Source organism: Bradyrhizobium sp. 164, from assembly GCF_023073715.1.
Taxonomy (GTDB): domain Bacteria; phylum Pseudomonadota; class Alphaproteobacteria; order Rhizobiales; family Xanthobacteraceae; genus Bradyrhizobium.
This window is the reverse complement of sequence record NZ_JADPKA010000029.1, coordinates 437,555-451,047: the sequence shown is the minus strand read 5'-3', so window position 1 is coordinate 451,047 and position 13,493 is coordinate 437,555. Positions and strand designations below refer to the sequence as shown.

The 13,493-nt window shown below is 65.7% G+C and carries 11 protein-coding genes; 8 read left to right on the top strand and 3 right to left on the bottom strand.

Annotated features, from left to right (window positions below):
* Positions 1–149: 149 nt before the first annotated feature.
* The 3 genes from IVB01_RS13350 (at position 150) to IVB01_RS13340 (ending at position 3,033) form a co-directional block, all read left to right on the top strand.
* Entirely contained in the window at positions 150–824 is a 675-nt protein-coding gene (locus tag IVB01_RS13350; protein WP_247275973.1) for a response regulator transcription factor, read from the top strand.
* Positions 821–2,197, top strand: a complete 1,377-nt coding sequence (locus IVB01_RS13345) for a HAMP domain-containing sensor histidine kinase (protein WP_247275972.1) — start codon at positions 821–823, stop codon at positions 2,195–2,197. Before IVB01_RS13350 ends, IVB01_RS13345 begins: the two co-directional genes overlap by 4 nt.
* A gap of 101 nt (positions 2,198–2,298) precedes the next feature.
* Positions 2,299–3,033, top strand: coding sequence for an rRNA adenine N-6-methyltransferase family protein (locus tag IVB01_RS13340; protein ID WP_247275971.1), 735 nt, complete (start codon positions 2,299–2,301; stop codon positions 3,031–3,033).
* Here the strand turns inward: IVB01_RS13340 and IVB01_RS13335 are convergent.
* The 3 genes from IVB01_RS13335 to tpiA all read right to left on the bottom strand — a co-directional run bounded on the left by IVB01_RS13335 (position 2,996) and on the right by tpiA (position 6,069).
* Positions 2,996–4,627, bottom strand: coding sequence for a CTP synthase (locus IVB01_RS13335; RefSeq protein WP_247275970.1), 1,632 nt, complete (start codon positions 4,625–4,627; stop codon positions 2,996–2,998). The genes IVB01_RS13340 and IVB01_RS13335 overlap by 38 nt on opposite strands.
* 166 nt (positions 4,628–4,793) lie before the next feature.
* The gene (secG, locus tag IVB01_RS13330) at positions 4,794–5,174 is read right to left on the bottom strand and encodes a preprotein translocase subunit SecG (RefSeq protein WP_247275969.1); all 381 of its coding nucleotides are present in this window, start codon (positions 5,172–5,174) and stop codon (positions 4,794–4,796) included.
* A 139-nt stretch (positions 5,175–5,313) separates the two neighbouring features.
* Complete coding sequence (gene tpiA, locus IVB01_RS13325; RefSeq protein ID WP_247276044.1) at positions 5,314–6,069, bottom strand: triose-phosphate isomerase; 756 nt, start codon at positions 6,067–6,069, stop codon at positions 5,314–5,316.
* Positions 6,070–6,290: 221 nt separating this feature from the next.
* Between tpiA and IVB01_RS13320 the strand changes: the two genes are divergently transcribed.
* The 5 genes from IVB01_RS13320 to IVB01_RS13300 all read left to right on the top strand — a co-directional run bounded on the left by IVB01_RS13320 (position 6,291) and on the right by IVB01_RS13300 (position 13,462).
* Positions 6,291–8,189, top strand: coding sequence for a SurA N-terminal domain-containing protein (locus IVB01_RS13320; RefSeq protein WP_247494591.1), 1,899 nt, complete (start codon positions 6,291–6,293; stop codon positions 8,187–8,189).
* A gap of 14 nt (positions 8,190–8,203) precedes the next feature.
* Positions 8,204–9,217, top strand: coding sequence for an anthranilate phosphoribosyltransferase (trpD, locus tag IVB01_RS13315; RefSeq protein ID WP_247275967.1), 1,014 nt, complete (start codon positions 8,204–8,206; stop codon positions 9,215–9,217).
* 7 nt (positions 9,218–9,224) lie between these two features.
* On the top strand, positions 9,225–10,046 hold the full coding sequence (gene trpC / locus IVB01_RS13310) for an indole-3-glycerol phosphate synthase TrpC (protein ID WP_247418382.1): 822 nt from the start codon (positions 9,225–9,227) through the stop codon (positions 10,044–10,046).
* A gap of 1 nt (position 10,047) precedes the next feature.
* Positions 10,048–10,566 carry a cyclic pyranopterin monophosphate synthase MoaC gene (gene moaC / locus IVB01_RS13305; RefSeq protein WP_247418383.1) on the top strand — a complete coding sequence of 173 codons (519 nt, stop codon included), beginning with the start codon at positions 10,048–10,050 and terminating at the stop codon, positions 10,564–10,566.
* A 175-nt stretch (positions 10,567–10,741) separates the two neighbouring features.
* Positions 10,742–13,462 carry an EAL domain-containing protein gene (locus IVB01_RS13300; protein ID WP_247418384.1) on the top strand — a complete coding sequence of 907 codons (2,721 nt, stop codon included), beginning with the start codon at positions 10,742–10,744 and terminating at the stop codon, positions 13,460–13,462.
* The last annotated feature ends 31 nt before the right edge of the window (positions 13,463–13,493 follow it).

Below are 13,493 nucleotides of genomic sequence, written 5' to 3'. Positions count from 1 at the left end.
ATGCTGTCTTGAGCCTCACCCGGCCGCCCCTGCGGCGTTCCGCGCATGGCTGGTGCCCCCTTCACTGTCACCGCGTCGCAGCCGGTTCCCGCAATGCTGCCGCAATGATACGGCGGCTAGAACGGCTCTGAAGGCTGAGGTGCGAGATCATGCGAATTTTGCTCGTCGAGGATGAGGCGGAGATGGCGGGCGCGCTGGCATCGGCCTTGAAGCGCTACGACATGGTGGTGGACCACGTGCCGACGCTCTGCGAAGCGGAGGAAGCGCTTTCCGCCGAGGTCCACGCCGCAGTCCTGCTCGACCGCCAGCTACCGGACGGTGACGGTCTTGCCCTGATCCCGAAGCTGAGGGCGCGCGCCGACAGCGTGCCCATCATCGTCCTGACGGCCCGCGGCGAGCTCGCCGACCGTGTCGCCGGGCTCGACAGCGGCGCGGACGACTATCTGGCAAAGCCCTTCGCGGTCGAGGAATTGCTCGCGCGTCTGCGCGCGGTGCTGCGGCGGCCCGCCGGTCTCACGCCGGATGTCATCCGCGCCGGCCGCCTCGCCTTCGATGTCGGCCATCGCGAGGCGAGCATCGACGGCCACCCGTTCGAGCTACCGCGCCGCGAGCTGCTGGTGCTCGAAGCGCTGATCCGCCGCATGGGCCGGACCGTCCTGCGCTCGGCACTGGAAGAGGCCGTCTACAATTTCGACGACGAAATCCAGTCGAACGCGCTGGATACCCACATATCGCGGCTGCGCCGCAAGCTTGCCGAAGCGGATGCGGATGTCGAGATTCACGGCATTCGCGGCGTCGGCTATCTCCTGAAGAAGCTGCCGTGAGCAGGCACGCCGATCCCTATTGCCTGCGCTCGCGGCTGAGCTGGCGCCTGCTGTCCCTCCAGGCCGCGCTGCTCGTCGCACTGGTGGCCGTCATCATCACGGGGCTATGCGCCTCCGGCTTCGTGCTCGCCGCGCGCGACGAGGACCGTGTCATCGACGCCGTGCAGCATGCGCTGACCCGCGACGCACAGGGCGGCCTGATGCTGCGCGCGACGCCGGAGCTGAAACAGCTGCGCGCGGAGACGCCCGACCTGTGGTTCCTGGTCCGTGACAGAGAGGGCCATTCGCTCAGCGAAGGCGCTGTGCCGGCCGAATTCGCCACGATCGGCGGGGCGCTCGACCACATCAGCCAGGCGCGGCTCGGCTGGCAGCTTTTCGAGGACGATCCACGCAAAGCCCCCGCGCGGTTGAAGCGCGTCGATGCCGACGCCGGCAACGTGCAGGTCATCACGGCGACGCAGGGCACGCTAACCGGCGCCAAGGCGGTGCTCATGACCTCGCTGATGTTTCTCGGCATCGCCCTGCCCGGCCTGCTCCTGATGGGAACGGCGACGTTGATCGCTACTCCGATGATCGTGCGGCGCGCCTTCAGGGGGCTGGACACGACCGCCGATCAGGCGCGCCGCATCGACATTCATCAGCGCGGCGCGCGACTGTCGGTGGACCAGATTCCGCTCGAGGTCGTGCCGCTCGTGACCGCAGTCAATGACGCGCTGGCGCGGCTCGATGAAGGCTATGCCCGGCACAAGCGCTTCGTCGCCGATGCCGCGCACGAACTGCGCACGCCGATCGCGATCCTGAACACGCGCCTGGAGTCGCTTCCGCCGGGACCTGACAAGACCCGCCTGATCGAGGATGCCGCGCGGCTCGCCACGCTCGCCGAGCAATTGCTCGATATCCAGCGGCTCGACCGCTGCGGGCACCCTTTCGCACGGGTCAACCTCGTCGCAATCGCCCAGGGCGTCGCCGCCGAGCTTGCTCCGCTTGCCATCGCCGCGGGCTATGAGCTGGCGCTCGACGCACCGGAAACAGCGATCGAGACACTCGGCGACACGGTCGCGCTCGAACGCGCCCTGACCAACCTGGTGCAGAATGCCATCCAGCACGGCCCGCGCCGCGGCACGATCGGCATCCGCGTCAGCAAGCCCGCTTGCATCGAAGTCACCGACGAGGGCGCGGGCATTCCGCCCGAGCAACGCGAGATGATCTTCGAGCCGTTCTATCGGCTCACGCCGCTCGATCGCGGCGCCGGCCTCGGCCTCAACATGGTTCGCGAGATCGTGCTGCTGCATGGCGGCGACGTCTCGGTGCTGGACGGAGCGAACGGCGGCGCATGCTTCCGGATCACATTGCCGCCGATCCGCGCCAAGTGATCTTGGTCGGCATCACCTACGCAATGCTGTCGCAATGCACTCCCGTGAGATTGTGAGCCGCCTCTGATTTGCGAGGCGCGAAGCAAAATGCCGGAGTGCGCATGCCCAACGATTTTCTCTCGTTCTTCCTCGCCTGGATGTCGGCACCGCGTCAGGTCGGTGCGATCGCGCCGTCGAGCGCGGCACTGGCGGATCTCATCACGCGCGAGATCGACGCATCGACCGGCCCCATCCTCGAGCTCGGTCCCGGCACCGGCGCATTCACCTACAAGCTGTTGAAGCGCGGCGTGCGCCAGGAAGACCTCACGCTGGTCGAATACGGCTCCGATTTCATGAAGCTGCTGCAGGTGCGCTTTCCCGGGGCTCGCATATTGTGGATCGATGCGGCGCGGCTCACCACGCATCGCCTTTATGAGGGCGCGCCGGTCGGCGCCGTGGTGAGCGGATTGCCGATGCTCAACATGTCAATGCGCAAAGTCGTCTCGATTGTCAGCGGCGCATTCAGCTACATCCGCCCCGGCGGCGCCTTCTATCAGTTCACTTACGGCATGAGCTGCCCGGTGCCGCGCCCGGTGCTCGACCGGCTGGGCCTGCGCGCCAAGCTGGTGGATCGGGCAATGCTGAACGTGCCACCCGCGGCCGTCTACAGGCTGACGCGGCGGCCGCAGATGAAACTTGTCACGGCACTGCTTTCGCCCGAGCTTGCGGCGCCGATGTTGCCGGGACGGATTGATCTGGCTGGCAATCGACGATCGATGCCGCTCTCCGTAAGATCGTCAAGAAAGCGAGCTGAGGCGTCTAGACCAGCCGCGATTGCACCATCGCCGCCTGAATGAACGAGGCGAACAGCGGGTGCGGCTCGAAGGGGCGCGACTTCAGCTCGGGGTGGAACTGGACGCCGATGAACCAGGGGTGATCCTCGTACTCGACGATCTCCGGCAGCACGCCGTCGGGCGACAGGCCGGAGAATTTTAGGCCGTGCTGCTCGAGGCGATCCTTGTAGGCAGTGTTGACCTCGTAACGGTGGCGGTGACGCTCGGAGATTTCGGTGGCGCCGCCATAGACCTCTGAGACGCGGCTGCCGCGATTGAGCGTTGCAGGATAGGCCCCTAGCCGCATCGTGCCGCCGAGGTCGCCGGCCTGCGAGCGCTTCTCGAGCTCGTTGCCGCGCAGCCATTCCGTCATCAGGCCGACCAGCGGCTCCTTGGTCGGGCCGAACTCGGTGGAGTTGGCATCCTCAATGCCGACGAGATTTCGCGCGGCCTCGATCACCGCCATCTGCATGCCGAAGCAGATGCCGAAATACGGCACGTCGCGCTCGCGTGCGAATTGCGCCGCCTTGATCTTTCCTTCCGCGCCGCGCTGGCCGAAGCCGCCGGGCACCAGGATGCCGTTGACGTGCTCGAGAAACGGCGCGGGATCTTCCTTCTCGAATATCTCACTCTCGATCCAGTCGAGATTGACCTTCACCTTGTTGGCGATGCCGCCATGCGACAGCGCCTCGATCAGCGACTTGTACGCATCCTTCATGCCGGTGTACTTGCCGACGATGGCGATGGTCACGTTGCCCTCGGGATTGCGCACGCGTTCGTTGATTTCTTGCCAGCTGCGCAGCTCGGGCGGAGTCCGCGAGGCGATGCCGAAGGCGGCGAGCACTTCATCATCGAGGCCCGCATTGTGATAGGCCTCGGGCACGGCGTAGATGTTGTCGACGTCGCGCGCCTCGATCACGGCGCTTTCGCGCACGTTGCAGAACAGCCCGAGCTTGCGCCGCTCCTCCTTCGGGATCTCGCGGTCGGTGCGGCAGAGCAGGATGTCCGGCTGGATGCCGATCGAGCGCAGCTCCTTCACGGAGTGCTGCGTCGGCTTGGTCTTGAGCTCGCCGGCGCTGGGGATGTAGGGCAGCAACGTGAGATGGATGTAGACGGCATGATCGCGCGGCAGCTCGTTCTTGAGCTGGCGGATCGCCTCGAAGAACGGCAGGCCCTCGATGTCGCCGACAGTGCCACCGATCTCGACCAGCACGAAATCGTAATGGTCATTGCCGTCGAGGACGAATTCCTTGATGGCGTTGGTGACGTGCGGAACCACTTGGATGGTCGCGCCGAGATAATCGCCGCGGCGCTCCTTGGAAATGATGTCCTGGTAGATGCGCCCCGTTGTGATGTTGTCGGCCTTGGTCGCAGGCCTGCCGGTGAAGCGCTCATAGTGACCGAGATCGAGATCGGTCTCTGCGCCATCATCGGTGACGAACACTTCGCCGTGCTGATACGGCGACATCGTTCCGGGATCGAGGTTGAGATAGGGGTCGAGCTTGCGGAGGCGGACCTTGTAGCCCCGGGCTTGCAACAGCGCACCGAGTGCCGCTGAAGCCAGACCCTTGCCGAGCGAAGAAACCACGCCGCCGGTGATGAATATATACCGCGCCATGGGACTTAACCTCTAATCCCTCGAATTCGATTCGCCAAAGCGATTCGCATTCCGCCCCAAAGATTCTGCGGGCCTGTGGGTGATCCAGAACTGAGAGTGGTGACAGTGCCTTGATGGGGATTTTTGATGCAGGACGGTAGCAGCCGACCTGCATGGCCCCCCTGCTTTATTGCGAGCGCGGCACCTGCGGGCCGGCAGGCGCCTGATTCTGCTGCTCGTCGGCCTTCTTCAGCGAATCCAGGATACCGCCCGAGGTCGGCGGCGCGATCGGGGATCCGCCGGCCGGCTGAGTCTGCCCAGGTTGGCCGATGATCGACGACGGCTTGCGGTCATAACCGGCGTACCAGGACAGGAACAGGCTGGTCAGGAAGAAGCCCGCGGCCAGGATCGCTGTCGTGCGCGACAAGAGGTTTGCGGTGCCGCGGCTCGACATGAAGCCCGCGCCTCCGCCCATGCCGAGGCCGCCGCCTTCCGACTTCTGGAGCAGGACGGCGCCGATCATGACGGCGACGATCATGAGGTGGATGACGATGACAACGGTCTGCATAGTATCCTTCCGTCATAAGCGGGCGGCGCCTGACGGCGGCCGATCGCGCTTCGCGGGTTTTCCTGAAGTTGCGCGGTGTTACACGATCGGAGGGGGTATTGCCACCCCCGATCGGATCCGGACCCATGGTTTGGATGAGCTAGGGACAGCCCTTCGCGATCGCAAGGAAATCAGCTGCTTTCAGGCTGGCCCCGCCGACCAGCGCGCCGTTGACGTTCTTCACGGCCATCAGTTCGGCCGCGTTCGAGGGCTTGACCGAGCCGCCGTAGAGGATCCGCATCCTGGCACCATCGGCTCTGAACCGGGACGTCAGGAGTTCCCGAATAAAGCCATGAATCTGCTCGACATCCTGGGATGTGGGGGTGAGGCCGGTGCCGATCGCCCAGACCGGCTCATAGGCGACGATCAGATTGGCCGCGCTGGAGCCGTCCGGCAGCGAGCCGTCGAGCTGGCCGCGCAGGACGTCCAGGGTCTGGCCGTCATCGCGCTGGCCCTGCGTCTCGCCGATGCAGACGATCGCGGTCGCCCCGGCGCGCCAGGCTGCCTCGGCCTTCTGCCGGACCAGGGCATCGCCCTCGCCGTGGTCGGCGCGGCGCTCGGAATGACCTACGATGATGGCGGCAGCACCCGCATCCACCAGCATTTCGGCGGCGACATCGCCGGTATGGGCCCCCGAGGCCTTGGGATGGCAGTCCTGGGCTCCTACTGTCACCTTCTTGCCCCGCGCCCTGTCGGCGAAGGCGGCGATCAGGGTTGCCGGTGGGCAGACCAGCAGGTCGGCCCTTCCAGTCACATCTGCCGCGCCGTTGAGCATGGCGTCGAATTCCGCAACCTGGGCCTTCAGGCCGTTCATCTTCCAGTTGCCGGCGATCAGCGGTCGGATGGCGTCGGTCATGTCAATGTCCAGCAAAATGAGGTTTGTGCATGCGCTAGCAGAGCTGTCGCGCCAGTTCCAGACCTCGGGGCTTTTAACCGCAGCTTCGAGCAGCCGCTTGAGGCGAGGTTGCGGGGGGAAAGCCGCCACTTTATGATGATCTATCAATTTGGTGACGCGCTTTTGCGGAATCTGCATTAAGACGCGCTCCCGTTCCCCTCCTGCCAAACAAGTTGGACCAAATGCTTCGAGGAATGCGCAAGGCCTCATCAAACTGGCTCGGCAAGACCATTATGGCCGTGGTGATGGGCGTGTTGATTGTCAGTTTCGGCATTTGGGGCATCGCCGACATCTTCCGCGGCTTCGGGCAGTCCACGGTGGCCAAGATCGGCAGCACCGAGATTGCGCTCAACGAGTTCCGCCAGATCTACACGGACCGCCTGCAACAGATCAGCCGCCAGTTCGGCCGTCCGCTGACGCCCGATCAGGCGCGCGCCTTCGGCCTCGATCGTCAGGTGCTGCAGCAGACCATTGCGGAGGCCGCCCTGGACGAGGAGGCGCGTCGGCTCGGGCTCGGCCAGTCCGACGAGCAGATCCGCCAGGTCATCATGAACGACCCGAACTTCAAGGGCGTCGGCGGCAACTTCGATGCGAACCGCTTCCAGGCCGTGATCCGCAATTTCGGCTACACCGAGCAGCGCTACGTCGCCGAGCAGCGCAAGGTGTCGCTGCGCCGGCAGATCACCGGCACGATCGGCGCCGGCCTCGAGCCGCCGAAAACGATGCTCGACGTACTGACGCGCTTCCAGAACGAGCAGCGCGCCATCGAGTTCGTCAGGCTCGACGCCGCGCAGGCAGGCACCATCGATGCGCCCTCGCCCGAGACGCTCCCCGCCTATTTCGAGGATCACAAGGTCCAGTTCCGCGCGCCCGAATATCGCAAGGTCGCCTTCGTCGTGGTCTCGCCGGAGGAGATCGGCAAGTGGACCGAGGTCTCGGACGAGGACGCCAGGAAAGTGTTCGACCAGCGCAAGGACCGGCTCGGCACGCCGGAGAAGCGCCAGATCCAGCAGATCGTGTTTGCGAACATGGCCGACGCGCAGACCGCACGCGAGCGCCTCGTCGGCGGGACGTCGTTCGAGGACCTCGGCAAGGAGCGCGGGCTGAGCGCCTCCGACGTCGACCTCGGGCTCGTGACCAAGTCTTCGCTCGATCCCGCCGTTGGCGAAGCCGCCTTCGCGCTTCCTGCCAGCGAGATCAGCCAGCCGATCCAGGGGGGGCTTGGCGTCGCGATCGTCAAGGTCGAGAAAATCGAACCGGGCAAGGAGGCGGACTACGCGAGCGTTGCCAGCGATATCAAGCGCGAGATCGCGACCGAGCGCGCGCGCGTCAAGGTCGCGGATCTCCGCGACAAGATGGAGGACGAGCGTGGGGGCGGCTCCAGCGTGATCGACGCGGCACAGAAGCTCGGGCTCACGGCCGTGACCATCGACGCCGTCGACCGTTCCGGCCGCGCCCCGAACGGCCAGCCGGTCGCCAACATTCCGCAGGGTCTCGACGTGGTGTCGCAGGCCTTTAACACCGACGTCGGCGTCGACAACGACCCGATCTCGTTCAAAGGCGGCTATGTCTGGTACGACGTCCTCGCCATCACGCCCTCGCGCGACCGCAATCTCGACGAGGTCCGCGACCAGGTCGAGGCGCGCTGGCGCCAGGACCAGGTCGCGGCCAAGCTGAAGGCCAAGGCGACCGAGATGGTGCAGAAGCTCGAATCCGGCGGCAAGCTCGCCGATGAGGCCGCTGCGATCGGCGCCAAAGTCGAGACCGCAACCGGCTTCAAGCGCGACGATTCGCCTGCCGGCGTGCCCGCAACTGTGGTGTCGGCGGCCTTCCGTACCGCCAAGGACGGCGTCGGGCAGACGCCCGTGAGCGGCGGCAGCGAAGTGATCATCTTCCGCGTCACCGACATCGTCGAACCCGCGGTCGACGCAGCCTCCGAGGCGGTGAAGAAGCTGAAGGACAGCCTCGACCGTGCGCAGACCGAGGAGCAGGTCGCTTCCTACGTCAACAAGCTTGAAACCGACATCGGGACCACCATTAATCAGGCCGCCTTCGCGCAGGTGACCGGCGCGAACCAGTGAGTTGAAAGCACGCGATGGACGACCTGAAATCGATCATTGGAAAAGTGGCGACCGGCGCCAGCCTGTCGCGTGACGAAGCCGCCTCCGCCTTCGATGCCATGATGTCCGGCGAGGCCACGCCCTCGCAGATGGGCGGCCTGTTGATGGCGCTCAGGGTGCGCGGCGAGACCGTGGACGAGATCACCGGCGCTGTGACGGCGATGCGCTCCAAGATGCTGACCGTGACGGCGCCGCTTGATGCGGTCGACATCGTCGGCACCGGCGGCGACGGCTCCGGCTCCGTCAATGTCTCGACATGCGCCTCCTTCATCGTCTCCGGCGCCGGCGTGCCGGTGGCCAAGCATGGCAACCGCGCGCTGTCGTCGCGCTCGGGCGCCGCCGACGTGCTGGCCTCGCTCGGCGTGAAGATCGACCTCAGGCCCGAGCAGGTCGGACACTGCGTGCGCGAATGCGGCATCGGTTTCATGTTCGCCCCCGCGCACCATCCCGCGATGAAGAACGTCGGCCCGACCCGGGTCGAGCTCGCGACGCGCACGATCTTCAATCTGCTCGGTCCGCTCTCCAATCCGGCTGGCGTGAAGCGGCAGATGGTCGGCGTCTTTTCGCGGCAATGGGTGCAGCCGCTGGCGCAGGTGCTCAAGAACCTCGGCTCGGAGTCAGCCTGGGTGGTGCACGGCTCCGACGGCCTCGACGAGATCACCCTCACCGGCCCGACTTTCGTCTCCGCGCTCCACAATGGCGAGATCCGGAATTTCGAGGTGACGCCCGAGGAGGCCGGCCTATCGCGCTGCGAGACGGGCGCACTCAAAGGCGGCGACGCCGATGCCAACGCGATCGCGCTGAAAAGCGTGCTCGACGGCAGGCCGAGCCCCTACCGCGACGTCGCGCTGATCAACGCCGCCGCCGCGCTCGTCGTGGCCGGACGCGCCAAGGACCTCAAGGAAGGGGTTGCGATCGGCGCAAAATCGCTCGACAGCGGCGCCGCGAGCGCGCGGCTAAAACATCTGATCGCGGTTTCGAACGGCTGAGCCTGACATGTCGGATATCCTGACCAAGATTGAAGCGTACAAGCGCGAGGAGATTGCCGCGGCCAAGCGCGCGCAGCCGCTCTCGATTGTCGAGGCAAAGGCCAAGGCGCAAGCCGCCCCGCGCGGCTTCGTGCGCGCGATCAAGGCGAAGCACGCCAATGGCGACTACGCGCTGATCGCCGAGATTAAGAAGGCCTCGCCGTCCAAGGGACTGATCCGCGCCGATTTCGATCCGCCCCAGCTTGCCAAGGCCTATGAGGCCGGCGGCGCCGCCTGCCTCTCAGTGCTGACCGACACGCCCTCGTTCCAGGGCCATCTCGACTTCATGGTGGCGGCGCGCGCGGCAACCTCGCTGCCGGTGCTGCGCAAGGACTTCATGTTCGACACCTATCAGGTGGCGGAGGCTCGCGCGCATGGCGCCGACTGCATCCTGATCATCATGGCCGCGCTCGATGATGCGACTGCCAGAGACCTCGAAGATGCCGCCTTCGCCTACCGCATGGATGTGCTGATCGAGATCCACGACCGCGCCGAGCTCGACCGCGCGCTGAAACTTCGTTCGCCGATGATCGGCGTTAACAACCGCAATTTGCGCACCTTCGAAACCACGCTTGCGACCAGCGAGGCTCTGGCGCCTCTGATCCCCGGGGACCGGCTGATGGTCGGCGAGAGCGGCATCTTCACAGCCGCGGATCTTGCGCGGCTCGAGCGCGTCGGCATGTCGACCTTCCTCGTCGGCGAGAGCCTGATGCGGCAGGCCGACGTCACCGCCGCCACGCGCACGCTGCTGGCGCGCGAGACGGCGCCGCGCGCGACGGGTACGCGCTGACATGGCGCGCAAGCCATCCAAGACAATCCCAGCCAAGTCGAAGGCCGGCGCTGCCCTCACCCATATCGGCGCGTCCGGTGAAGCGCGGATGGTGGACGTCTCGGACAAGCCCGCGACCGAGCGGCTTGCGGTGGCGGAAGGCCGCGTCATCATGACCAAGGCGACGCTCGAGCTGATCGTGTCCGGCAACGCCAAGAAGGGCGACGTGCTCGGGACTGCGCGCATTGCCGGAATCATGGCCGCCAAGCGCACCTCCGAGCTGATCCCGCTCTGCCATCCGCTCGCGCTGTCGAAGGTCACGGTCGACATCGGGCCCGATGCGAAACTGCCGGGTTGCCTTGTCCGCGCCAGCGTGAAGGTTACGGGTCCCACCGGCGTCGAGATGGAGGCGCTCACCGCCGTCTCGGTCGCCTGCCTCACGATCTACGACATGATCAAGGCGGTGGAGCGCGGCGTACGCATCGAGGGCATCCATCTCGTCGAGAAGCTCGGCGGCAAGTCCGGCCATCACCGCGCCTGACACGCGGACGTCAGCGATCCACCTTCTGCGCCGCGCACATCGGTTGCCTTTGCACCCGGCCGTTCACATCGCGTTAACCGCGCTTCCTAACTTCGCCTCCATACCGTTCCCGTAAACCAACGGGTGTTTTCGAGGTCAGGAATTCATCCTGGCGTGTGCACGGCAATGATCCAGCATGATGACGAGATTCGGCAGTCGCCTCTTTGACCAGGCCTTCGTGCGCAGCGGACCGATCCGCTGGCTGGTGGTGGGCGGCACGCTGCTGATCGCGGCGATCGCCGTCGGCGCGACGCTGATGGCGCAGAATTTCCGCGAACGTGCGCTGCGCAACTCCGGCCGCGAGCTGGAAAACACCGTGCTGATGCTCGCCCATCATTTCGACCAGCAATTGCAGGATTTTGCGGTCATCCAACGGGATTTCGTCGACCACGTCCGCGCGACCGGCATCCGTGACGCGGAGGATTATCGCAGGCGCCTCTCGGGGCAGGACGTCCACCGGATGCTGCGCTCGAAGATCGAGGCGTTGCCCTACATGGGTGGGGTCAACGTCATCGACGCCGAAGGCAATCTGGTCAATTCGTCGACGGCATGGCCGGCCCCGAAAGTGAACGTTGCCGATCGCGCCTATTTCCGCACCTTCAAATACGATCCGCATTCGCCTGACGTGCTGATCGAGCCGCTGCACAGTCGCATCTCGGGTGCCTGGACCATCCTGATCGTGCGCAAGATCCTGGGACCGAACGGCGAGTTCCTGGGCGTCGTCGGGCGCGGTATCGAGCCCGCTAATTTCGAGAAATTCTTCGCTTCCGTCGTGCTCGGCGAAGGCGCGACGATCTCGATGCTGCATCGAGACGGCACGCTGCTCGCCCGCTATCCGCTTTCCAGCGAATTGATGGGCCGGAATTTCAAGACCGGCCCGTTCTCGCAACAGAGGGTTTTCGGGCTCGATCACTTCGCCGGCCGCTTCGTGAGCCCCGTCGACGGAGAAGACCGGCTGATCTCCTCGCGCGCCCTGCCCCACTTCCCGATCCTGATCATGGCCACCCTGACGCGCGCGGCGGCCCTGACGGACTGGCGCGAGCAGATTGGCATCCTGATCTCGGTCGCCGCGTCTTCTGCGCTCGCCATCGCGGGCGTGCTGATCGCGATCGTGCGCAAGCTATTGGAGCAGCACCGCCTCTCGCGGGAACGGCTGATGCTGGAAATGCAGCGTCTCGACCGCGCCGTCAACAACATGACCCAGGGCCTTCTGCTGTTCGATTCCGAGCGGCGGCTCGTGATCTGCAACCAACGCTACATCGACATGTACGGGCTATCGGCCGCGATCGTGAAGCCCGGTTGCAGCTTCCACGACATCATCGCCCATCGGAAAGCGACGGGCTCGTTCACCGGCGATGTCGACGACTACGTTGCGCGCGTGCTGAGCGGCGTCCATGTGCGCAACGCCATGGTCGTCGACACCTCCGACGGCCGCTCGATCCAGATCGTCAACGAGCCGCTTGCGGACGGCGGTTGGGTGGCGACGCATGAGGATATCACCGAGCGCCGGCGGATCGAGGCGCGCATCACGCACCTCGCCCATTACGACGCGCTGACCGATCTGCCCAATCGCGCCATGTTCCACGAGCATCTGCGGCAACAGCTGGCCGCCATCGCCGACGGCGAACAGATCGCGGTGCACTATATCGACATCGACGAGTTCAAGGGCGTTAACGACGCGCTTGGCCATCTCGTCGGCGACGAACTGCTCAAGTCGATCGCGCAGAGCCTGCGCCGCTGTGCCGGCCCGGCGGATTTCGTGGCCCGGCTCGGCGGCGACGAATTTGCCATCGTGCAGAGCGCGGTGACCTCGCCGGACCAGGTCAACGATCTCGTCGCACGGGTCTTCCGGGCCATCCGCACCCCTTTCGACTGCATGGGCCATCATCTCACCGCGGACGCCAGCATCGGCATTGCGCTGGCGCCGGAACACGGCGAGGTGCTCGATCAGATCCTGAAGAACGCGGACATGGCGATGTATGCCGCCAAAGCCGCCGGACGCCGCACTTATCGCTTCTTCGAGCCGGACATGGACGCTAAGGTTCGCGATCGGCGGCAGCTCGAGATCGACCTGCGTCACGCCATCGCCCATGGCGGCCTCGAGGTCTATTACCAGCCCTGCCTCGGCCTGAACGACGACCACATCACCGGCTGCGAGGCGCTGGTGCGCTGGCGCCATCCCGAGCGCGGCATGGTCTCGCCAGCCGAGTTCATCCCGATCGCCGAAGACACCGGCCTGATCAACGAGATCGGCGAATGGGTGCTGGCGACCGCCTGCCGGGACGCAGCCATCTGGCCCGACGACATCCGCCTCGCCGTCAACGTCTCGCCAGTGCAATTCAAGAGCGGCACGCTGGCGCTCAAGATCATGGCGGCGCTGGCCGCCTCGGACCTCCCGGCGAGCCGGCTCGAGCTCGAGATCACCGAGGCCGTGCTGATCCGCGACGACGAAGCAGCGCTGGCGATCCTGCACCAGCTTCGCGCCATCGGGGTGCGCATCGCGCTGGACGATTTCGGCACCGGCTACTCGTCGCTGAGCTATCTGCACCGCTTCCCCTTCGACAAGATCAAGATCGACCGCTGCTTCGTCGAAGACATCGCCGGCCCCGACGGCTCCGCCAGCATCGTCCAGGCCGTTGTCAACTTAGCTGCCGCCCGCCGCATGACCACCACGGCCGAGGGCGTCGAAACCGAAGAGCAGCAGCGCCTGCTCCGGGCGCTCGGTTGTTCGGAGATGCAGGGCTATCTTTTCAGCGCCGCGAAACCGGCCGACAAGATGCTGGAGCTGTTCGCGCTGCATCGCAGCCGTCTCGCCCGACGCGAAGGCAGCGAGAGCCGACGCCGCGAGGCCGGTTAGGCTCGCAGACTGCGCCGCAAACGAAATCGCC

Excerpts from the sequence above, each read along its gene's own strand:
- IVB01_RS13320 (WP_247494591.1), top strand. The coding sequence starts at position 6,291 with ATGCTTCGAGGAATGCGCAAGGCCTCATCAAACTGGCTCGGCAAGACC.
- secG (WP_247275969.1), bottom strand. The coding sequence starts at position 5,174 with ATGCAGACCGTTGTCATCGTCATCCACCTCATGATCGTCGCCGTCATG.
- IVB01_RS13340 (WP_247275971.1), top strand. The coding sequence starts at position 2,299 with ATGCCCAACGATTTTCTCTCGTTCTTCCTCGCCTGGATGTCGGCACCG.
- moaC (WP_247418383.1), top strand. The coding sequence starts at position 10,048 with ATGGCGCGCAAGCCATCCAAGACAATCCCAGCCAAGTCGAAGGCCGGC.
- IVB01_RS13350 (WP_247275973.1), top strand. The coding sequence starts at position 150 with ATGCGAATTTTGCTCGTCGAGGATGAGGCGGAGATGGCGGGCGCGCTG.
- IVB01_RS13300 (WP_247418384.1), top strand. The coding sequence starts at position 10,742 with ATGATGACGAGATTCGGCAGTCGCCTCTTTGACCAGGCCTTCGTGCGC.
- IVB01_RS13335 (WP_247275970.1), bottom strand. The coding sequence starts at position 4,627 with ATGGCGCGGTATATATTCATCACCGGCGGCGTGGTTTCTTCGCTCGGC.
- trpC (WP_247418382.1), top strand. The coding sequence starts at position 9,225 with ATGTCGGATATCCTGACCAAGATTGAAGCGTACAAGCGCGAGGAGATT.
- trpD (WP_247275967.1), top strand. The coding sequence starts at position 8,204 with ATGGACGACCTGAAATCGATCATTGGAAAAGTGGCGACCGGCGCCAGC.
- tpiA (WP_247276044.1), bottom strand. The coding sequence starts at position 6,069 with ATGACCGACGCCATCCGACCGCTGATCGCCGGCAACTGGAAGATGAAC.